Origin of the sequence: Variovorax sp. PvP013, assembly GCF_050435945.1 — a bacterium.
Classification (GTDB): domain Bacteria; phylum Pseudomonadota; class Gammaproteobacteria; order Burkholderiales; family Burkholderiaceae_C; genus Variovorax.
Window position 1 is genome coordinate 385,736 of the sequence record NZ_JBNDLF010000001.1, and the last position, 19,991, is coordinate 405,726.

Sequence of the window (19,991 nt, forward strand, 5' to 3'; positions counted from 1 at the left end):
ACAGGACGTGCCGCTGCGCTACCGCAGCGTGCGGGCGCGGCATCGGTCAGTCGCCCTGATTGCGCTTCTTGGCCGACAGGGGCCGCTTGGGCTTGGCGCGCTTGATCGTGCCGCCGGGCGTGAGACGCTGGTTGCCCAGGACGCGCAGGGTCTTGATCTCGGGGCGCTGGCCGCCGCGCTTGCTGTACTTCAGGACCTTGACGTCGCGCGGGCCGGGCATGCGGTCCTCGTCGACGACGCGTTCCTTCTCGGGGATCGGGCGCCACAGCACCAGCAGCTTGCCGATGTGCTGGATGGGGGCGGCGTCGAGTTCGTCGGCCAGGGTGGCGAGCATGGTTTCGCGCGCGGCGCGATCGTCGGAGAACACGCGGACCTTGATCAGGCCGTGCGCCTTGAGTGCGGCGTCGGCTTCCTTGGAAACGGCCGGGGTGAGCCCGTCGCCACCGATCATGACGATCGGATCGAGGTGATGGGCTTCGGCGCGATGCACCTTGCGTTGCGCGGGGGAAAGTTGGATGGCGGGCATCCCCGTATTATCCGGGCGAATGAAAGTCAAGACTCAGAGCAAGAAGGTGAACAAGGCGTGGCTTAACGACCATGTCAACGACACCTACGTGAAACTGGCGGCGCGCGAAGGCTACCGCGCCCGCGCCGCCTACAAGCTCAAGGAGATCGACGAGACCCTCGGCCTGATCCGGCCCGGCCACCTGGTGGTCGACCTGGGGTCGACGCCCGGCGCCTGGAGCCAGTACGCACGGCGGCGGCTGTCCCCGGGCGGCGCCGCCTCGGGCGATCTGGACGGCACCATCATCGCCCTGGACATCCTGCCGATGGAGCCGATCGAGGGCGTGCTGTTCCTGCAGGGGGATTTCCGCGAGGACGACGTGCTGGTGCGGCTGGAGCAGGCGATGGACGGGCGGCTGGCCGACGTCGTGGTCTCGGACATGGCGCCCAACCTCTCGGGCATCGCCTCGGCCGACGCGGCGCGGATCTCGCACCTGGTCGAACTGGCGGTGGACTTCGCGCGCCGGCACATGAAGCCCGAAGGCGCCCTGGTCACCAAGCTGTTCCACGGCGGCGGCTATGCCGAACTGACGCAATTGTTCAAGGCGAATTTCCGCGTCGTCAAACCGTTCAAGCCCAAGGCCTCGCGTGACAAATCCTCGGAAACCTTCCTGGTGGGGGTGGGTCTCAAGCCGACGGACGGGGCGATCTGAATCCTCCACCGTGGGCGATGCCGGCGCAATGTCCGTGCCTCTGCTATGGCTGCTCGGCGCGAATTGGCCGGTTTCGCAGCTTGAAAAGTTTAAAATACTGTCCAACTGCAGGGCCTCGACGCGTTTTTCCTGTCGGGGTCACGGGTTTATGACTGGAGCATCGTTTGAATAATCAGTGGTTTTCCAAAGTTGCCGTCTGGCTGGTCATTGCGATGGTGTTGTTCACTGTGTTCAAGCAGTTCGACACCCGCAGTGGCGCCAACGCCGGCAACGTCGGCTATTCGGACTTTCTCGAGGAAGTCCGTGGCAATCGAATCAAGAGCGCCACGATCCAGGAAGGCCAGGGCGGCAGCGAGATCGTGGCCGTCACCAACGACGATCGACGCATCCGCACGACCGCCACCTACCTCGACCGCGGCTTGGTCGGCGACCTGATCGCCAACAACGTCAAGTTCGACGTCAAGCCGCGCGAGGAAGGCTCCCTCCTCATGACGCTGCTGGTCAGCTGGGGGCCGATGCTCCTGCTGATCGGGGTCTGGGTGTACTTCATGCGGCAGATGCAGGGCGGTGGCAAGGGCGGCGCCTTCAGCTTCGGCAAGAGCAAGGCCCGCATGCTCGACGAGAACACCAATTCCGTCACCTTCGCCGACGTCGCCGGCTGCGACGAGGCCAAGGAAGAGGTCAAGGAAGTCGTCGACTTCCTGAAGGACCCGGGCCGTTTCCAGAAACTGGGCGGACGCATCCCGCGCGGTCTGCTGCTGGTCGGCCCTCCGGGTACCGGCAAGACGCTGCTGGCGAAGTCGATCGCCGGCGAGGCCAAAGTGCCGTTCTTCTCGATCTCTGGTTCCGACTTCGTCGAGATGTTCGTCGGCGTGGGCGCGGCCCGCGTGCGCGACATGTTCGAGAACGCCAAGAAGAACGCGCCCTGCATCATCTTCATCGACGAAATCGACGCGGTGGGCCGTCAACGTGGCGCCGGTCTGGGCGGCGGCAACGACGAGCGCGAGCAGACCCTGAACCAGATGCTGGTCGAGATGGACGGCTTCGAGACCAACCTCGGCGTGATCGTCGTGGCGGCGACCAACCGGCCGGACATCCTGGACGCCGCCCTGCTGCGTCCGGGTCGCTTCGACCGCCAGGTCTACGTGACGCTGCCGGACATCCGTGGCCGCGAGCAGATCCTGAACGTGCACATGCGCAAGGTGCCGCTCGGCCAGGACGTGAACCCGAGCATCATCGCCCGCGGCACGCCCGGCATGTCGGGCGCCGACCTCGCCAACCTGTGCAACGAAGCCGCGCTGATGGCCGCCCGCCGCAATGCGCGCGTGGTCGAGATGCAGGACTTCGAGAAGGCCAAGGACAAGATCTTCATGGGCCCCGAGCGCAAGAGCATGGTCATGCCCGAGGAAGAGCGCCGCAACACGGCCTACCACGAGTCCGGCCATGCCTTGATCGGCAAGCTGCTGCCCAAGTGCGACCCGGTGCACAAGGTGACGATCATCCCGCGCGGTCGCGCGCTGGGCGTGACGATGAGCCTGCCGTCCCAGGACCGCTACAGCTACGACCGCGAGTACATGCTCAATCAGATCAGCATGCTGTTCGGCGGCCGCATCGCGGAAGAGGTGTTCATGCACCAGATGACCACCGGCGCCAGCAACGACTTCGAGCGCGCGACCTCCATCGCCCGCGACATGGTCACCCGCTACGGCATGACCGACGCGCTGGGTCCGATGGTCTATGCCGAGAACGAAGGCGAAGTGTTCCTGGGCCGCTCGGTCACCAAGACGACCAACATGAGCGAGCAGACCATGGAAAAGGTCGACGGCGAAGTGCGCCGCATCATCGACGAGCAGTACGCCCTGGCGCGCCGCCTGATCGAGGAGAACAGCGACAAGATGCACGCCATGGCCAAGGCGCTGCTCGAATGGGAGACCATCGACAGCGAACAGCTCGACGACATCATGGGTGGCCGCGCACCGCGTCCGCCCAAGGACTGGACGCCGCGCATCCCGCCGTCGAACAACGGCGGCGGCACGGGCGGAACGCCCGCCGTCAACACCGACCCGGCACCGACGGCCGCGTGAGGATGTCGGGTTCGCAGGAAGACGGGGCCATCGGCCCCGTTTTTTCGTTCTGGCGCACCACGCGCTTCGCCATCGACCTGTCGTCGCCGAAGGTGATGGGCATCGTCAACGTCACGCCCGATTCGTTCTCCGACGGTGGCTCGCACGCGTCGGCGACCGAGGCATTGCGGCATTGCGAACGGCTCGTGGCCGAAGGCGCCGACATCCTCGACATCGGCGGCGAGTCGACGCGGCCGGGGAGCCCGGCGGTGCCCCTCGACGAGGAACTCGCGCGCGTGCTGCCCGTGGTGCGCGGCGCACTGGGCTTCGGCATCCCGCTGTCCATCGACACCTACAAACCCGAAGTCATGCGCGCCGTGCTCGACCTAGGCGCCGACATCGTCAACGACGTCTGGGCGTTGCGGCGGCCCGGCGCGCGCGAGGCCGTGGCCGCGCATCCGTCGTGCGGCGTGTGCCTGATGCACATGCATCGCGACCCGCAGACCATGCAGGCGCTGCCCATGGCGGGCGACGCCGACGTCGTGGCCGCGGTGGCGGATTTCCTGGCGCGGGAGACGGCGACGCTGCGGGGCCTGGGCGTCGATGCGCCGCGCATCGCCGTCGATCCGGGCATTGGCTTCGGCAAGAGCGTGGCGCAGAACTTCGCGCTGCTGGCGCGGCAGCGCGAACTGCTGGCGCTGGGCCGTCCCGTGCTCGCCGGCTGGTCGCGCAAGTCCTCGCTGGGTGCCGTCACGGGCATCGAGGCGGCCTCGCAGCGCATGGTGCCGAGCGTAGCGGCGGCGCTGATGGCCGTCGAGCGCGGCGCGTCGATCGTGCGCGTGCACGACGTGCGCGACACCGTCGCGGCGCTGGCGGTGTGGCGCGCCGCGAACGATCTTCCGACGGGAACCGCCTCTTCATCCGCAGCGGCCGGTCCGGCCCTCATCCCATGACGAATACAAGAGAAATCCAGGAATGACACGACAGTATTTCGGCACCGACGGCATCCGCGGCACGGTCGGGCAACCCCCCATCACGCCCGACTTCGTGCTGCGACTCGCGCACGCGGTGGGCCACGTGCTCAGGAAGACCGAGGCCCGGCCGACCGTGCTGATCGGCAAGGACACGCGCATCTCGGGCTACATGCTCGAATCGGCGCTGGAGTCGGGCTTCAACTCGGCCGGCGTCGACGTCGTGTTGCTGGGGCCGTTGCCCACGCCCGGCGTGGCCTACCTGACGCGGGCCCAGCGAGCCAGCCTGGGCGTGGTGATCAGCGCCAGCCACAACCCGTTCCCCGACAACGGCATCAAGTTCTTCAGCGCCCAGGGCACCAAGCTCGATGACGAATGGGAGGAGGCGGTGGAGGCCGCGCTGCAGGACGCGCCGGTGTGGGCCGATTCGGCCGAACTGGGCAAGGCGCGGCGCCTGAACGACGCCGCCGGCCGCTACATCGAGTTCTGCAAGAGCACCTTCGCCCACGACCTGAGCCTGCGCGGCATGCGGCTGGTGGTCGATGCCGCCCACGGCGCGGCCTACCAGGTGGCGCCGCAGGTGTTCCACGAACTCGGCGCCGAGATCACCAGCATCGGCTGCGCGCCCGACGGGCTCAACATCAACGAAGGCGTCGGGGCGACGCACCCGGGCGCGCTCGTCGAGGCCGTGACGGCGCAGGGCGCCGACTACGGCATCGCGCTCGACGGCGACGCCGACCGGCTGCAGCTCGTCGATGCGAGCGGCCGCCTGTTCAACGGCGATGAACTGCTCTACCTGATGGTCAACGAGCGCATCGCACGCGGCGAGCGGCCCCGGGGCGTGGTCGGCACGCTGATGACCAACAAGGCGGTCGAGATGGCGCTGCGCGCGCAGGGCATCGAGTTCGTGCGCGCCAAGGTCGGCGACCGCTATGTGCTGGAGGAACTGGAGAAGCGCGGCTGGCTGCTCGGCGGCGAGGGCTCGGGCCACCTGCTCGCGCTCGACCGCCACACCACCGGCGACGGCATCGTCAGCGCGCTGCAGGTGCTGCAGGCCTGCGTGCGCAGCGGCCGCACGGTGGCCGAACTGCTGGCCGAGGTGACGCTGTTCCCGCAGGTGCTGCTCAACGTGCGCCTCGAGCACGGCCAGGACTGGCGCGCCAACCAGACGCTGTCGGCCGAGACGCGCCGCGTCGAGACCGAGCTCGGCGACGCCGGCCGCGTGCTGATCCGTCCGAGCGGCACCGAACCGCTGCTGCGCGTCATGGTCGAGGCGCGCGATGCCGAACAGGCCACCGCCTGCGCCCGGCGTCTGGCGGCCACGCTCGACGCCTGACCATGATGGGCGAGTCGATCGACCCCGGAGATCGCGGTGACGGCCCGGCCGCGCGCGTCGCGGCCGTCCATGCGAGCGGCCTGCACAGCTTCTCCAAGTTCGCCGAACCGTCGATCCGGCTGACGGCCGGCCTGGGCGTCGACGGCGACGCGCATGCCGGCGCCACCGTCAAGCACCGCTCGCGCGTGGCGCGCGACGCCTCGGCGCCCAACCTGCGCCAGGTGCACCTGCTGCATGCCGAACTCTTCGACGAGCTGATGGAAGCCGGCTTCGCCGTCTGGGCGGGCGACCTGGGCGAGAACGTCACCACGCGCGGCATCGACCTGCTGGCGCTGCCCACCGGCACGCGGCTGCACCTGGGTCGGGATGGCGAGGCGGCGGTCGTCGAACTCACCGGCCTGCGCAATCCCTGCAGCCAGCTCGACCGCTTCCAGCGCGGCCTGATGGCCGCCACCCTGGGGCGCGACGCCCGGGGCGGCCTGGTGCGCAAGGCCGGCGTGATGGCGATCGTGCTGGAGAGCGGCGAGGTGCGCGAGGGCGACCCGATCCGCATCGAACTGCCGCCGGGCGAGCCCCGGCCGCTGCAGCCGGTCTGAGATTGCCCCTGCGGCGGCGCCGCGATCAGGCCCGCTGCGCGAAATCCCAGGCCATGCGCGCCATCGGCAATGCGCCGCGGCCGGACGCCACGGCCTGCTCGCTCGACGCCGTGCCCATCTCCACCCGCTTGGCGATGCCCTGCAGGATCGCGGCGATGCGGAACATGTTGTAGGCGAGGTAGAAGTTCCAGTCGGGCGCGAGCGCCTCGGGCGTGGTGATGCCGGTGCGCTCGCAGTAGCGGCGGACGTACGCGCTCTCGGTGGGGATGCCCAGGCTCGCCACGTCGACGCCGCCGAGCCCGCGGAAGGCGCCCGGGGCGATGTGCCACGACATGCAGTGGTAGCTGAAGTCGGCCAGCGGATGGCCGAGCGTGGACAGCTCCCAGTCCAGCACCGCGACGGCGCGGGGCTCGGTGGGATGGAACATGACGTTGTCGAGCCGGTAGTCGCCGTGGACGATCGAGCCGTGGCGCTCGTCGCGCGCGCTGGCGGGAACGTGCGCGGGCAGCCATTCCATCAGCCGGTCCATCTCGGGGATGGGCTGGGTGACGGAGGCCACGTACTGCTTGCTCCAGCGGGCGATCTGGCGCTCGACGTAGTGGCCCGGGCGGCCGTAGTCGGTCAGGCCCTGGTCGGCGAAGTCGACGCTGTGCAGGGCGGCGATGACGCGGTTGAGTTCGTCGTAGATGGCGGCGCGCTCGACGCAGTCCATGCCCGGCAGGCTCTGGTCCCACAGCACGCGGCCGGTCTTGAACTCCATCACGTAGAAGGCGCGGCCGATGACCGATTCGTCCTCGCACAGGCACAGCATGCGCGGCACCGGCACGTCGGTGCCCGCCAGGCCGGCCATGACCTTGTACTCGCGTTCGATGGCGTGGGCCGAGGGCAGCAGCTTGGCCACCGGCCCGGGCTTGGCGCGCATGACGTAGCTCTGGGCGGGCGTGATCAGCTTGTAGGTCGGGTTGGACTGGCCGCCCTTGAACATCTCGACCGTGAGCGGTCCCCGGAAGCCGTCGAGGTGCGCCTCGAGCCAGCCCGTGAGGGCGTCGACGTCGAAGGCGTGCGATCCCGAGACGGCGCGCGTGCCCACGAACTGGCCGAAATCCTGCTGCGTCCGTGTCTGCGTCGGTGGTGTCTGCTGGCTCATGCCGCGGGTCCTTCCATGGCCGAAGCCGGGTCGATGTCGATGATCAGTTGTCGGATTCGGCGATCCGCAGGAGCGCCGAGCGATCGCGCACCACCAGGCCGCCCGGTTCGATGCGGATGACGTTCTCGCGCTCCATCGCCTTGAGTTCCTGGTTCACGCGCTGGCGCGAGGCGCCCAGCAGTTGCGCGAGTTCCTCCTGCGCCAGATGCAGGCCGATGCGCATCTGGCTGCCGTCGGCCAGGCTGGGCACGCCGTAGCTGCGCACCAGGTGCGTGAGCTGCTTGGCCAGCCGGGCGCGCAGGGGCAGGGTGTTGAGGTCCTCCACCAGGCCGAAGAGCTGGCGGATGCGCCGCGCCTGCAGGCGCATCAGCGCCTCGTAGAGTTCGACGTGCGTGGCCAGAATCTTCTGGAAGTCGGCCCGCGCCACGTTGAGCGTGGTGGTCTCGCCGTGCGCGTAGGCATCGTGCGTGCGGCGGTCGCCGTCGAACATCGCCACGTCGCCGAACCAGATGCCGGGCTCGACGTAGGTCAGCGTGACCTGCTTGCCCGAGACGGTGGTGGAGCTCACGCGCACCGCGCCCTTGGCGCAGGCGATCCACTGCTCGGGTGGGTCGCCGCGCGCGGTGAGGAGCTCGCCGTCCTTGTGACGTCTGACGTAGGCGCATCGGAGGATGTCGTGGCGCAGCGATGGGGAGAGGGAGGAGAACCAGCGGCCACCGTTGATGGCCTCGCGTTCGTCGATGTTAAGAATGGGTTCGTCCATGGGACTGTCCTGTGAGTGACTGGTGCGGGAATCCGAGGGGGTCCGGACGCCCTCAGGGGTAGCGCGGCGTTTCCCGGGCCAGGAAGGCCTCGATGCCGATGCCGGCGTTGGGGTGGTGCAGGTTGCGCACGAAGTGGTCGCGCTCCTGGCCCAGGTGATGGGCGAGCGTCGCGCCCGGCGCCTCGTTGAGCAGCTCCTTCAGGCTCGCGAGCACGTTGGGCGCGCGCGCGTTCAGGCGCTCGGCCAGCGCGAGCGCGGTCGCCAGCGCCTGGCCGCTGTCGGCGAGCTGGTTGACCAGCCCGGCCTCGTGCAGCCGCGGCGCGCCCAGGCGCTCGCCGCACATCAGCCATTCGCCGGCGAGCTGGCGCGGCAGCGCGCGCGCGAGGTGCCAGCTCAGGCCGCCGTCGGGCGTCAGCGCGACGTTGCTGTACGAGGCCGCGAAGATCGCGTCGCGCGCCGCGACGACGAGGTCGCAGGCCAGCGCGAGCGAGAAGCCCGCGCCCGCCGCGGCGCCCTCGACGGCGGCGATGACCGGCTTCGGGAAGGTGCGGATCGAGTCGATCCAGCTGTGCAGCGCGTCGATGCTCTCGGCCTGCACGGCGGGCGCCTCGCGCCGGTTGTCGCGCAGGCGCTGCAGCGAACCGCCAGCGCAGAACCAGGCGCCCTCGCCGACGATGACGACGCTGCGGATCTCGTCGCTGTCGGCGGCGCTGTCGAGCGCCTCGATGCCGGCGGCGTAGATCGCCGGGCCGAGCGCGTTGCGCTGCTCGGGGTTCGACAGGGTCAGCACCATGGTGCAGCCTTCGGTGGTGCTCTTGAGTTCGGCGGTCATGGCGGCTTCATTCCTCCTCGTGCATCAGGCTCAGGCCGAGGGCGCCGCGCCGGCGCAGCCACGGGCTCGGGCGATAGCGCGGGTCGCCGTAGACGGTCTGCAGGTTGAACAGCACCTCCAGCATGTTGGTCGGCCCGTACAGGTCGCCCAGTGCCAGCGGCCCGCGCGGGTAGCCCAGGCCCAGGCGCACGGCGGTCTCCAGGTCGGCCGGCGAGCACACGCGCTGCTGGCACATGTCGGCGGCGATGTTGACGATGGTGCCGACCACGCGCTGCGTGACGAAGCCGCCGCTGTCGCGGATCACGCTGACGGCCTTGCCGTCGCGCGCGAACAGGGCGTGCGCGGCCTCGCGCATGTCGCGCCGCGTGGCCGGGTTGGTGGCCAGCACGCGGCGCTTCGTGGCGGCGTCGTCGACCAGCAGGTCGATGCCGACGGTGCGCGTGGCGTCGAGCCGCTCGACGGCCGCCACGGTGGTGACGTCGAAGCCCAGCGGCGCGACCAGGATCAGCGCCGCCTGGGAGGGCGCCTGGCCCGACTCCAGCCGCGCGCCGAGCGTGTGCACCAGCTTGATGAGTTCGGCACGCCGGGCCGCGCGCGGCGAGATCCATACCGGCGGCAATTCGTCGACCACCGGTGCCGGCGCCTCGGGCGGCACCTGCTGGACGCCGTCGGCGTAGTCGTAGAAGCCGTGGCCGGTCTTGCGTCCGAGCGCGCCGGCGGCCAGGCGCTGTGCCGTGATCACGCTGGGGCGGAAGCGCGGCTCGTCGTAGTACTGGCGGTAGATCGACTCCATCACCGGGTGCGACACGTCCAGCGCCGTCAGGTCCATCAGCTCGAAGGGGCCGAGGCGGAAACCGGCCTGGTCCTTCAGGATGCGGTCGATGGTGGCGAAGTCGGCCACGCCCTCGCCGACGATGCGCAGGGCCTCGGTGCCGAAGCCGCGCCCGGCGTGGTTGACGATGAAGCCGGGCGTGTCCTGCGCCTGCACCGCGCTGTGGCCCATCTCGGTCGCGTAGGCGGCCAGTCGGGCGCAGACCTCGGGTTCGGTGCGGAAGCCCGCCACCACCTCCACCACCTTCATCAGCGGCACCGGGTTGAAGAAGTGGAAGCCGGCGATGCGTCCGGGTCGCGCCAGCCCGGCGGCGATGGCCGTGACCGACAGCGACGAGGTGTTGGTCGCCAGCGTGGCCGTGGGCGCGACCACCGCCTCGAGTTCCTTGAACAGCGCGCGCTTGACGGCCAGGTCCTCGACCACGGCCTCGATCACGAGGTCGCAGCCGGCGAGGTCGGCCATCGACGCGGCGACGTTCAGGCGCGATCCGAAGGCGCCGGCCTGGGCGTCGTCGAGCCGGCCCTTCTCGCGCAGCTTCTCCCACTGCGCGACGACGGCGTCGCGCCCGCGCGCGGCGGCGCCGTCGAAACTGTCGAGCAGCAGCACGTCGCTGCCGGCCTGCGCGGCGATCTGAGCGATGCCGCGGCCCATGGCGCCGGCGCCGATGACGCCGATCCGGGAATATTGAGGGGACATGTTGGAAGGTCGTTGAGGAGTCAGAGGGAAGGGGAGGAAGCGGAAAGGGACACAGGGGCACTGGCGGATCGACGATCCTGCGCCAGTCGCGCGCCGCGCGCATCGGGACCATCCAGGGCGGACGCGTCGGCACCGGCGACGGTAGCGGCAGCCGCCGTGCCGTCCGCGAGCCGCTCGCCGAGGAAGTCGATGAAGCTGCGCAGCTTGGGCGCCATGTACCGACGGCTGGCGTAGACGGCGAACAGCGTGACCGGCGGCGCGCGCCAGCCGGGGAGCACGCGCAGCAAGACGCCGCGCGCCAGGTCGTCGTCGACCAGCCAGGCCGGCAGGAAGGCCAGGCCCATGCCCGCGCGCACGGCATGCAGCGACAGCGTGGTGTCGTCCGAGCGCAGCACGGGCGAGAGGTGGAGCGGCGCGGTCCGGCCGTCCGGACCCTGCAGCGCGTGGCCGTCGAGGTCGACGTAGCTCGGCACGATGGCGCCCTGGCGCGCCAGGTCGGCCGGCGCCGCCGGCGTGCCGTCGCGCGCGAGGGCCGCGGGCGCGGCCACCAGGTGGAAGGGCACGCGGCACAGCGGCCGCGCGATCAGCGCGGGCGAGGGCTCGTGCGTGGCGCGCAGGGCGAGGTCGTAGCCGTCGGCGGCCAAGTCGACCTTGCGGTTCGCCAAGTGCATGTCGACCAGCACCTCCGGGCAGCGTTCGCGGAAGGCGGCCAGCGCCTCGGCGAAGCACGGCGTGGCGCACCACACCGGCGCGCTCACCTTGAGCTGGCCGCGCGGTGCCGCGTGGCGCTGGCCGATGGCGGCCTCGGCGGCGTCGAGCATGTCCAGCGCCTGGGCGCTGTGGGCGTGCCAGGTCTCGCCGGCCTCGGTCAGGCTCAGGTGGCGGCTGCTGCGGTGGAGCAGGCGCGCGCCCAGCGATTTTTCCAGTTGGGCGACGTGCTTGCTGACCATCGGCGCGGAGATCGACAGCCGGTCGGCGGCGGTCGAGAAGCTGCCCGCGTCGACGACTTCGCGGAACACGCGCAGGCTGGTGAGCCGGTCCATGATGATTTCTCGGGAAGAAACGGAAGCATGAATCTTAGGCCATCGATTTCCTCAGGGGAAACACCTAGACTGGCTTCGACCAAGGAGCACCGCATGACGACTTCATCCATTCCATCGCCCGCATCCCGCATCCTGCCGACCTACTTCATCTCGCACGGCGGCGGTCCGTGGCCGTGGATGAGGGAGCGGACCGGCGCGACCTACGACCGCCTGGCCGCCTCGCTGGCCGACATCCCGCGCCGGATCGGCGCCGCGCCGCGCGCCATCCTGATGGTGTCGGCGCACTGGGAGGCCGACGCCTTCACGGTGCAGGGCCACGCCCGGCCGCCCATGATCTACGACTACGGCGGCTTCCCGGAGCACACCTACCAGGTGCGCTACGACGCCCCCGGCGACCCCGCGCTCGCGCACCGCGTGCAGGCCCTGATCGCCGGCGCCGGCCTGCCGGCCGCCTTCGACGCCGCGCGCGGCTTCGACCACGGCACCTTCTCGCCGATGGCCGCCATCTATCCGAAGGCCGACGTGCCGGTGGTGCAGCTGTCGCTGCGCCGGGGGCTCGATCCGGCCGAGCACCTGGCCCTGGGCCGGGCGCTGGCGCCGCTGCGCGCCGAGGAGGTGCTCATCGTCGGCAGCGGCCTGAGCTACCACAACCTGCGCAACTTCGGCCCGCGCGCGCGCGACGCCTCGCACGCGTTCGACGACTGGCTCGACGACGCCGTCGTGCGCACCTCGCCGGACCGGCGCGACGCCATGCTCGTCGACTGGGCGTCGGCACCCGCCGCGCGCCTGGCGCATCCGCGCGAGGAGCACCTGATCCCGCTGATGGTGGCCGCCGGCGCGGCCGAGGGCGAGGCCGCCGAGCGCATCTACCACGAGGACGACTTCATGGGCGGCATCGCGGTGTCGAGCTTCCGCTTCGGCGCCCTGGCCTGAACGCGGCGCGGGCGTGCCTGCCGGCACCGCCCGCGCCGCCGCCTGACGCCGCTGGCCGTCCCAAGCCGACGCGCCGGTGCCACAGCGGTGCGCCATCGTCACTCCTCGTTTTTTCACCCTGAACCGCGAAGCGAGGAATTCCGATGGAAGACAAGCAGCAGAAGATCACCGCCGACTTCGACGAAGCCGTCAACATGACCGCCGCGCAGCTCGGCAAATGGCTCAAGACCTCCGAATCCAAGACCGTCGGTTGGTCGGCCACCGGAGAGGGCGAGTCGGTCGGGCACCGCTCGGGCCGGCGCATCGTCGACATCCTCGGCAAGCGCAAGGACAAGCGCACGCAGGCCGACCTGCGGCACATGGCCAAGGTGGTCGGCTACGTGCATCGGCACCTGGCGCAGCGTCCGGAGGGCGACATCGAGGACACCCCCTGGCGCCATTCGCTCATGAACTGGGGGCACGATCCCGCGAAGGATTGACCTTCCCCGACATCGGCTGACGGGAGACGGGGAGCGGTTTCGTGCCGCGCAACGCTTGCATCGGATCAGGATACTGTATAAAAATACAGTCAAATCCTTTTTCCGATCATGGCCTTCCCTTCCCCCGTCCCTGAAGCGCCTGCGCCGGCCGCGCGTTCCGACGTCTGGCATGGCGACGAACTGGCCTCGGCCGAGGCCCGGGTCGTCTCCACCGGCCACGGGGCATTGGATGCGCAACTGCCCGGCGGCGGCTGGCCGGTCGGGGCGCTGACCGAGGTGCTGCAGGCGGCGCCGGAGACCCAGGTGTGGCAGCTGCTGCTGCCGGCGCTGGCGCTGGCGGTGCGGCTGCGCGGCGGGCGGGTGGTACTGGTGGGCGCCCCCCGGGTGCCGTTCGCTCCGGTCCTGGCCGCCGGCGGCCTGCCCGTCGAGGCCCTGCTGTGGGTCCGCGGCGACGGCGCCGTCGCGCGGGCCTGGGCCTGTGAGCAGGCCCTGCGCTGCGCCGACGTGGCGGCCGTGCTGGCCTGGCTGCCGCAGGCGCGCCCCGCCGACCTGCGCCGGCTGCAGTTGGCCGCCGCCCGGCACGAGAACCTGCTGTTCGTCTTCCGTCCCGAGGCGCAGGCCCAGACCGCCTCGCCGGCGCGGTTGCGGCTGCGCGTGCGCTGCGTGCCCGTGCGGGAGGCCGCGCCGGCGGGGCCGCGCGGGCCCGGCACGGCGACGGGCCGTCTCGCCGCGATCGAGGCCCGGCACGGCACCGACGCGGATGCCGCCGGGGAGACCGGTCACGCCCGAGCCGGCGATCCCGCCGGCCGCATGGACGTCGACGTGCTCAAGCGCCGCGGTCCGCCGCTCGCCGCGCCCCTCGCGCTGCCGGCCCGCGACGAGCGCCTGGCGATGCTGCTGCGCGCCGCTTCGCAGCGTCGGCGGGCGCCGGAACGGGACGAGGCCGGAAAGGCAGCGCCAGTGGCGACGGCGACGGTAGCGGTGGCCGCCACGTCGGCGGTGCCGGCGATGCCGGTCGCCCCGCGCGCGCCGGGACTCGAAGGAGGGCCGTCCGATGCAGTGGATCGCGTTGCGGTGGCAGCCTGAGGCTGAGATCGAAGCCGAGGTGGGCGCGCCGCCGTCCCCCGTCCTGTCGACCGAGGCCCTCGGCTGGTGGGCGCTGCAGTTCACCCCGCGCGTGGCCTGGCTCGACGAGGCGCTGGTGCTGGAGGTCTCGGCCTGCGAGCGCCTGTGGGGCGGGCAGCGACAGCTCCTGCGGCAGATGGACGCCCTCAATCCCGTGCCGCTCCACCGGCTGCGCAAGGTGCTGGGCGCCACCGCGCCGGTCGCGCTAGCCCGGCTGCGCCTGTTCGCCGCCGGTCGCCAGCCGCCCGCCGACATCCCCGCGGCCCTGCCGCTGCACACGCTGACGGCGGCGCGCGACCGGCTCGACCTGCTCGCGCGCATGGGCTGCACCACCTGGGGCGACGTGGCGGCGCTGCCGCGCGCCGGCCTGTCGCGGCGCTTCGGCCCCGCGCTGCGCGAGGCGCTCGACGTCGCCTGGGGGCTGCGGCCGGAGCGCCACGCCTGGCTGACGCTGCCCGAGTCCTTCGAGCAGAGGATCGAGCTGCCGGCGCTGGCCGAGACCGCGCCCGAGCTGATGTGGGCGGCTCAGCGGCTGCTCGGCGCGCTGCAGGTCTGGCTGCGCGCGCGCCAGCGCGGCGTGCGCGCGCTCGAACTGCAGTGGACGCTCGACCGGCGGCGCCACGAGGGCGTCGAGCTGCCGCCGCACCAGGCCCTCGTCGTGCGCACCTCGGAGGCCACGCAGGACGTCGTCCACCTGCGCCGGCTGATGGGCGAGCGCCTGGCGTCGACGACGCTCGCCGCGCCCGCGAGCTGGCTGCGGCTGCGCTCGCTCGACACCGCGCCGTGCGTCGGTGCCAGCGCGAGCTTCCTGCCCGAGGACAACCGCCCGGGCGATCGCCTGCACGAACTCGTCGAGCGCCTGAGCGCGCGGCTGGGGGCGCGGCAGGTGGTGGTGCCCGTGACGCGGGCCGACCATCGGCCCGAGCGCATGCAGCGCTGGCTGCCGGCGCTGCGCGCGCCGCGGGCGTCGGCGACGACGACGGCGCTCACCGGCGGCACTGGCGACAGCGGCGCCCCGTCCGCCGCGGTGTTGTGGCCGGCTTGGCTCCTGCCCGAGCCGCTGCCGCTCGACGTGCGCGACGGCCATCCCTGCTACCAGGGACGCCTGGTCCGGCTGGCCGGACCACAGCGGCTGGAGACCGGCTGGTGGAGCGACGACGACGAAGCCGATGCCGACCCGGAGCGCGGCGTCGAGCGCAATCCCGACGCCGGTGGAAGCGCTGCTCCCGCGCCGGCCCTGCGCGACTACTACGTCGCCCGCAGCCCGGGCGCCGGCCTGGTCTGGGTGTTCCGGGAGCGCCTGCCCGGCGGCGGCGTGGCCCGCGACGCGCGCTGGTTCCTGCAGGGGCTCTATGCCTGAGCTCACCGACAAGCAGCTGCGTACCCGCCAGCGGTCCCGCCTGCGCGTGGTGCCGGCCCCGGATGCGGAAGGTGTCGACCGCGCCGGGGACGCCACGCCGGGCGGCGGCGCGACCGATCCCGCCGGCCCGTCCGGCGCGTCGGACCGTCCGGCGCCTGCCGCCGTGCCCGACCACGCCGAGCTGCACTGCCTGACCCACTTCAGCTTCCAGCGCGGCGCCTCCAGCCCCGAGGACCTGGCGATCCGCGCCTGGCAGCTCGACTACCGCGCGCTGGCCATCACCGACGAGTGCTCGGTCGCGGGCATCGTGCGCGCCCACGTCGGCCTGCGCGACCACCTGCGGGCCCTGGACGAGTGGGAGCGCGCGCATCCCGACGCGCCCCGGCCGTGGCGCAACGCCGACTTCCGCCTGCTCCACGGCAGCGAGTTCCGCTTCGAGCGTTTCACGCTGGTGGCGATCGCGCACGACATGGCGGGCTGGGGCAACCTGTGCGAGTTCATCACCGCCGCGCGCACCACCGACGCACCCAAGGGCGAGTACCGGGTGCGTTGGGACGTCGCGGCCGGGGGCGAGGACCGCACGAACCGAGCCGATGCCGATGCCGATACCGATGCAGGCGATGGCGCCGACGCCGACGGCGAGGGGGAGGGCGAGCGCGACGCCGTCGATGCCGCCGACCCGGCCTCGCTGCGCCACTGCGAGATCCTCTTCGTGCCGGCGCGCGCGCCGGGCCGCCCGGTCGACGGCGCGACGCTGCGCGCCGACCTCGCCGCGGCGCGCGCGCTGTACGGCGAGCACCTGTGGCTCGCCGTCGAGCTGTTCGACGAGGTCGACGACGACCTGTGGCTCGCGGCGCTCGAAGCGGCGGGCGCTGCCGCCGGCGTGCCGTGCGTGGCGGCCGGCGACGTCCACATGCACGTGCGGGGGCGCAAGCCGCTGCAGGACGTGCTCACCGCCATCCGCCTGGGCCGGCCGGTGGCGGCGTGCGGCTTCGCGTTGCAGTCCAACGCCGAGCGCCACCTGCGCCCGCGCGGCCGGCTGCGCGACCTCTATCCGGCCGCGCTGCTGGCCCGCACCCTGCGGGTGGCGGAACGCTGCCGTTTCGACCCCGAGCGGCTGCGCGACCACTACCAGTACCCGCGCGAACTGCTCGGCAGCGGCGAGACCCCGGCGCAGACGCTGGTGCGCAAGACCTGGGAGGGCGCGCGCGGGCGCTATCCACCCGGGCGTCATCCGGACGGCATCCCGCAGCAGGTGCGAAGCCAGCTGCGCCATGAGCTCGACCTGATCGTCGCGATGGGCTACGAGATGTTCTTCCTCACCGTCGAGGACATCGTGGCCTTCGCGCGCTCGAAGGCGATCCTCTGCCAAGGGCGCGGCTCGTCGGCCAACTCGGCCGTCTGCTACTGCCTGGGCATCACCGCCATCGACCCGGCCAAGGGACACCTGCTGTTCGAACGCTTCCTCAGCCGCGAGCGCCGCGAGCCGCCGGACATCGACGTCGACTTCGAGCACCAGCGCCGGGAGGAGGTGATCCAGTACATCTACGCCAAGTACGGCCGCGATCGCGCCGCCATCGCCGCGGTCGTCATCCGCTACCGCTCGCGCAGCGCCCTGCGCGACGTCGGGCGGGCGCTGGACGTCGATGTCCGGCTGGTCGACGACTTCGCGAAGGACCACCACTGGTTCGACGCCGCCATCCTGGACGAGCGCATCGAGGCCGCCATGGCGCGCACCGGCGTGCGCGAGCGGCCCGCCAGGGTCCGCCAGTGGCTCGCGCTCGCCGACCAGCTCAAGGACACGCCGCGCCACCTGAGCCAGCACGTCGGCGGCTTCGTGCTCACGCAGACCAGGCTCACGCGGCTGGTGCCGGTGGAGCGGGCCTCGATGAAGGACCGCTCGGTCATCCAGTGGGAGAAGGACGACCTCGAGGCCATGGGCATGCTCAAGGTCGACGTGCTGGCGCTGGGCATGCTCAGCGCCATCCGCCGCGCGCTCGACTTCGCCAACGCCTGGCGCGGCACGGCGCTTGAAATGCACCAGGTCCCCGACGACGACCCGGACGTCTACGACATGATCTGCCGCGCCGACACCGTGGGCGTGTTCCAGGTCGAGAGCCGGGCCCAGATGTCGATGCTGCCGCGCCTGCGGCCGCGCTGCTACTACGACCTGGTGATCGAGGTCGCCATCGTGCGGCCGGGGCCGATCCAGGGCGGCATGGTGCATCCCTACCTGCGCAACCGCGAGCGGATGCGCCGCGGCCTGCCGCTCGACGACCCGTACCCGGCGCTCGCCCCGGCGCTGGCGCGCACGCTGGGCGTGCCGATCTTCCAGGAGCAGGTGATGCAGATCGCCATGATCGCGGCCGGCTTCTCGCCAGAGCGCGCCGACCGCCTGCGCCGCGCGATGGCGGCCTGGAAGCGCACCGGCGGCGTCGACGCCTTCCAGGACGAGCTGATCGAGGGCATGGTCAAACGCGGCTACGCGCGCGACTTCGCCGAGTCGGTCTTCCGGCAGATCGAGGGCTTCGGCGAGTACGGCTTCCCGGAGAGCCACGCGGCGAGCTTCGCATTGCTGGTGTCGGTGAGCTGCTGGCTCAAGCACCACGAGCCGGCCTGCTTCCTGGCGGCGCTGCTCGACGCCCAGCCGATGGGCTTCTACTCGGCCTCGCAGCTGGTGCAGGACGCGCGGCGCCACGATGTCGAGGTGCGGCCGGTGGACGTCACCGTCAGCGGGCTCGACAGCACCCTGGAACCCGCCACGAGCCCGGGGGCGCGCGACCATCCGGCCGTGCGGCTGGGGCTGCGGCGCATCGCGTCGCTCAGCGCGGCGGGGGCGCGGCGGCTGCTGGATGCGCGCGCCGCCGCGCCCTTCGCGAGCACCGAGGACCTGGCCCTGCGCGCCGCGCTCGACGGCGCCGACATGGCGGCGCTGGCCGCCGCCGACGCGCTCGCGGCGCTGTCGGGCCACCGGCGCCAGCAGGTCTGGGACGCCACCGCGCACCGCCGCGCGCCGCCGGGCCTGCTCGCCGGCGTGCCGATCCACGAGGCGGCGCTGGCGCTGCCGGCGGCATCGGAGGGCGAGGAGATCGTCGGCGACCACGCCGCGCTCGGCCTGACCCTGCGGCGCCATCCGCTCGCGCTGCTGCGCCCGCGCATGGCGCGCCTGAGGCTGCTGAGCGCCGAGCAGCTCGACCGGCTGCCCCACGGCTGCCTGGTGCGCGCCTGCGGCCTCGTCACCCTGCGCCAGCGGCCGCAGACGGCCCAGGGGACGATCTTCGTCTCGCTGGAGGACGAGACCGGCAACGTCAACGTGATCGTCTGGAAGGACCTGGCCGACGCCCAGCGCGAGCCGCTCCTGAAGGCCAGGCTGCTGGCCGTGCAGGGCCTCTGGCAGCGCGACGTCGACACCGGCGGCCAGGTGCGCCACCTGCTCGCCCGGGGCTTCCGCGACCTCACGCCCTGGCTGGGGCGCCTGGCCGGGAACCGGCGCAGCCGCGACTTCCATTGACCGCGACCCCCGGCCATGGACCTCAATTCCCCCGACTCGACGATGAATCTCCTTCCCGCTAACCTGTGCCCATGCCTTCGACAGCCACCTGCCTGCGGCGCGCCGACGCCGACATCCCCGTGAGCCCGCCGGTGCCGACCCCCGTGCCGCCGATCACGCCGCCACCCTTTCCCGCATCGCCGCCCGAAGGCGATCCATCGCCCGGCGGGCCACCCGTCACCGACCCCGGCGGGGCGCCGCCGGTGGTCGAGCCGCCGCCCGGCGCGCTCGCGCTCGGCCGCACGCACGCGCGGCGCCTGCGCGACATCTACCGCTCGGCCGGCTGGCCGTGCTGCGACACGGTCGAGATCGACCTGCTCGCCGCCGGCCTGCTGGAGCGCCGCCGGTCCGCGCTCGGCCACGAGACCCTGCGCGTGACCGACGCCGGCATCGCGCACATCGCCGGCAGCCTGGTGGTCAACCGCGCGGCGCTGTCGGCGCACGAGGCGCTGGTCGAGCAGGTGGCGCGCGAGATGACGCGCGCCGGCCGCATCGCCTGGCGCGGACTGGGGCTGCGCGCGCGGCTGCCGCCGAAGAACGAGGGCGAGCCGCCGCGCTGGTGCATGGCGCGCCCGGACGTCTTCTCGATCCGCAACACCAGCGTCGAGGCCTACGCGCAGCCCGTGGTCCACGAGATCAAGGTGCGCCGCGCCGACCTGATCGCCGACCTGCGCAAGCCCGACAAGCGCGCCGCCTACCTCGACCTGGGCGGCGAGTGCTGGTACGTGCTCGGCCGCGACGCGCGCGACCGCCCGATCGGCTCGCCCGACGAGATCCCGGCCGAATGCGGCGTGATCGTGGTCGAGGCCGGTCGCCTGGTGGTCGCGCGCGCCGCCGTGCACCGCACGCTGCCGCGCATGCCCTTCGGCACCTGGATGGCGCTGGCCAAGGCGCAGCCGGTGCGCGGCTTCGACGAGGGCGCGCAGGGCATGCTCGGGCACCTGGACGACGAGCAGGAAGCGCTGCAGGCCCGGGCGTAGGAGCGGGTCGCGCCGGGCCCGTCGCGCCGTCGTCGGCACCGGCGTCCTAACCCACCGGGCGGTCGCCG

The 19,991-nt window shown here is 72.1% G+C and carries 17 protein-coding genes; 11 read left to right on the top strand and 6 right to left on the bottom strand.

Annotated elements, in window-relative coordinates; genetic code table 11:
• Window positions 1-46: 46 nt before the first annotated feature.
• Window positions 47-526 carry a YhbY family RNA-binding protein gene (locus tag ABID77_RS01890; protein WP_429590026.1) on the bottom strand — a complete coding sequence of 160 codons (480 nt, stop codon included), beginning with the start codon at window positions 524-526 and terminating at the stop codon, window positions 47-49.
• A 19-nt stretch (window positions 527-545) separates the two neighbouring features.
• Here ABID77_RS01890 and ABID77_RS01895 point away from each other — a divergent pair, with 19 nt between their 5' ends.
• The 5 genes from ABID77_RS01895 (at window position 546) to ABID77_RS01915 (ending at window position 6,183) form a co-directional block, all read left to right on the top strand.
• The gene (locus ABID77_RS01895; protein ID WP_429590029.1) at window positions 546-1,217 is read left to right on the top strand and encodes an RlmE family RNA methyltransferase; all 672 of its coding nucleotides are present in this window, start codon (window positions 546-548) and stop codon (window positions 1,215-1,217) included.
• Window positions 1,218-1,381: 164 nt separating this feature from the next.
• Window positions 1,382-3,301 (top strand): ATP-dependent zinc metalloprotease FtsH, encoded by a 1,920-nt coding sequence (gene ftsH / locus ABID77_RS01900; protein WP_429590031.1) that lies wholly within the window; start codon window positions 1,382-1,384, stop codon window positions 3,299-3,301.
• A 2-nt stretch (window positions 3,302-3,303) separates the two neighbouring features.
• Window positions 3,304-4,233: a dihydropteroate synthase gene (gene folP / locus ABID77_RS01905; protein WP_429590034.1), complete on the top strand. Its 930-nt coding sequence runs from the start codon at window positions 3,304-3,306 to the stop codon at window positions 4,231-4,233.
• A gap of 22 nt (window positions 4,234-4,255) precedes the next feature.
• Window positions 4,256-5,587 (top strand): phosphoglucosamine mutase, encoded by a 1,332-nt coding sequence (gene glmM / locus ABID77_RS01910; RefSeq protein WP_429590037.1) that lies wholly within the window; start codon window positions 4,256-4,258, stop codon window positions 5,585-5,587.
• 5 nt (window positions 5,588-5,592) lie between these two features.
• The gene (locus ABID77_RS01915; RefSeq protein ID WP_429590040.1) at window positions 5,593-6,183 is read left to right on the top strand and encodes an MOSC domain-containing protein; all 591 of its coding nucleotides are present in this window, start codon (window positions 5,593-5,595) and stop codon (window positions 6,181-6,183) included.
• 25 nt (window positions 6,184-6,208) lie between these two features.
• Here ABID77_RS01915 and ABID77_RS01920 read toward each other — a convergent pair whose 3' ends face one another.
• From ABID77_RS01920 to ABID77_RS01940, 5 genes are read right to left on the bottom strand one after another with little or no spacing between them, the layout of a single operon-like run.
• On the bottom strand, window positions 6,209-7,330 hold the full coding sequence (locus ABID77_RS01920; protein WP_429590043.1) for a phosphotransferase: 1,122 nt from the start codon (window positions 7,328-7,330) through the stop codon (window positions 6,209-6,211).
• Between the two features lie 43 nt (window positions 7,331-7,373).
• The gene (locus ABID77_RS01925) at window positions 7,374-8,093 is read right to left on the bottom strand and encodes a Crp/Fnr family transcriptional regulator (RefSeq protein WP_429590045.1); all 720 of its coding nucleotides are present in this window, start codon (window positions 8,091-8,093) and stop codon (window positions 7,374-7,376) included.
• 52 nt (window positions 8,094-8,145) lie between these two features.
• Window positions 8,146-8,925 (bottom strand): oxepin-CoA hydrolase, alternative type, encoded by a 780-nt coding sequence (locus tag ABID77_RS01930; protein ID WP_429590048.1) that lies wholly within the window; start codon window positions 8,923-8,925, stop codon window positions 8,146-8,148.
• A gap of 7 nt (window positions 8,926-8,932) precedes the next feature.
• Window positions 8,933-10,453, bottom strand: coding sequence for a 3-hydroxyacyl-CoA dehydrogenase (locus ABID77_RS01935; protein WP_429590050.1), 1,521 nt, complete (start codon window positions 10,451-10,453; stop codon window positions 8,933-8,935).
• Window positions 10,454-10,473: 20 nt separating this feature from the next.
• Entirely contained in the window at window positions 10,474-11,496 is a 1,023-nt protein-coding gene (locus ABID77_RS01940) for a LysR family transcriptional regulator (protein ID WP_429590052.1), read from the bottom strand.
• Window positions 11,497-11,589: 93 nt separating this feature from the next.
• On the opposite strand from ABID77_RS01940, the gene ABID77_RS01945 reads away from it, so the two are divergent.
• From ABID77_RS01945 to ABID77_RS01970, 6 genes are all read left to right on the top strand, one after another.
• Window positions 11,590-12,429: a DODA-type extradiol aromatic ring-opening family dioxygenase gene (locus ABID77_RS01945; RefSeq protein ID WP_429590055.1), complete on the top strand. Its 840-nt coding sequence runs from the start codon at window positions 11,590-11,592 to the stop codon at window positions 12,427-12,429.
• A gap of 143 nt (window positions 12,430-12,572) precedes the next feature.
• The gene (locus tag ABID77_RS01950; RefSeq protein WP_429590058.1) at window positions 12,573-12,908 is read left to right on the top strand and encodes a DUF3140 domain-containing protein; all 336 of its coding nucleotides are present in this window, start codon (window positions 12,573-12,575) and stop codon (window positions 12,906-12,908) included.
• Between the two features lie 108 nt (window positions 12,909-13,016).
• On the top strand, window positions 13,017-13,994 hold the full coding sequence (gene imuA / locus ABID77_RS01955) for a translesion DNA synthesis-associated protein ImuA (RefSeq protein ID WP_429590061.1): 978 nt from the start codon (window positions 13,017-13,019) through the stop codon (window positions 13,992-13,994).
• On the top strand, window positions 13,963-15,393 hold the full coding sequence (locus ABID77_RS01960; RefSeq protein ID WP_429590064.1) for a Y-family DNA polymerase: 1,431 nt from the start codon (window positions 13,963-13,965) through the stop codon (window positions 15,391-15,393). Before imuA ends, ABID77_RS01960 begins: the two co-directional genes overlap by 32 nt.
• The gene (locus ABID77_RS01965; RefSeq protein ID WP_429590067.1) at window positions 15,386-18,904 is read left to right on the top strand and encodes an error-prone DNA polymerase; all 3,519 of its coding nucleotides are present in this window, start codon (window positions 15,386-15,388) and stop codon (window positions 18,902-18,904) included. Before ABID77_RS01960 ends, ABID77_RS01965 begins: the two co-directional genes overlap by 8 nt.
• 71 nt (window positions 18,905-18,975) lie before the next feature.
• The gene (locus ABID77_RS01970; RefSeq protein WP_429590070.1) at window positions 18,976-19,923 is read left to right on the top strand and encodes a hypothetical protein; all 948 of its coding nucleotides are present in this window, start codon (window positions 18,976-18,978) and stop codon (window positions 19,921-19,923) included.
• Window positions 19,924-19,991 lie beyond the last annotated feature (68 nt).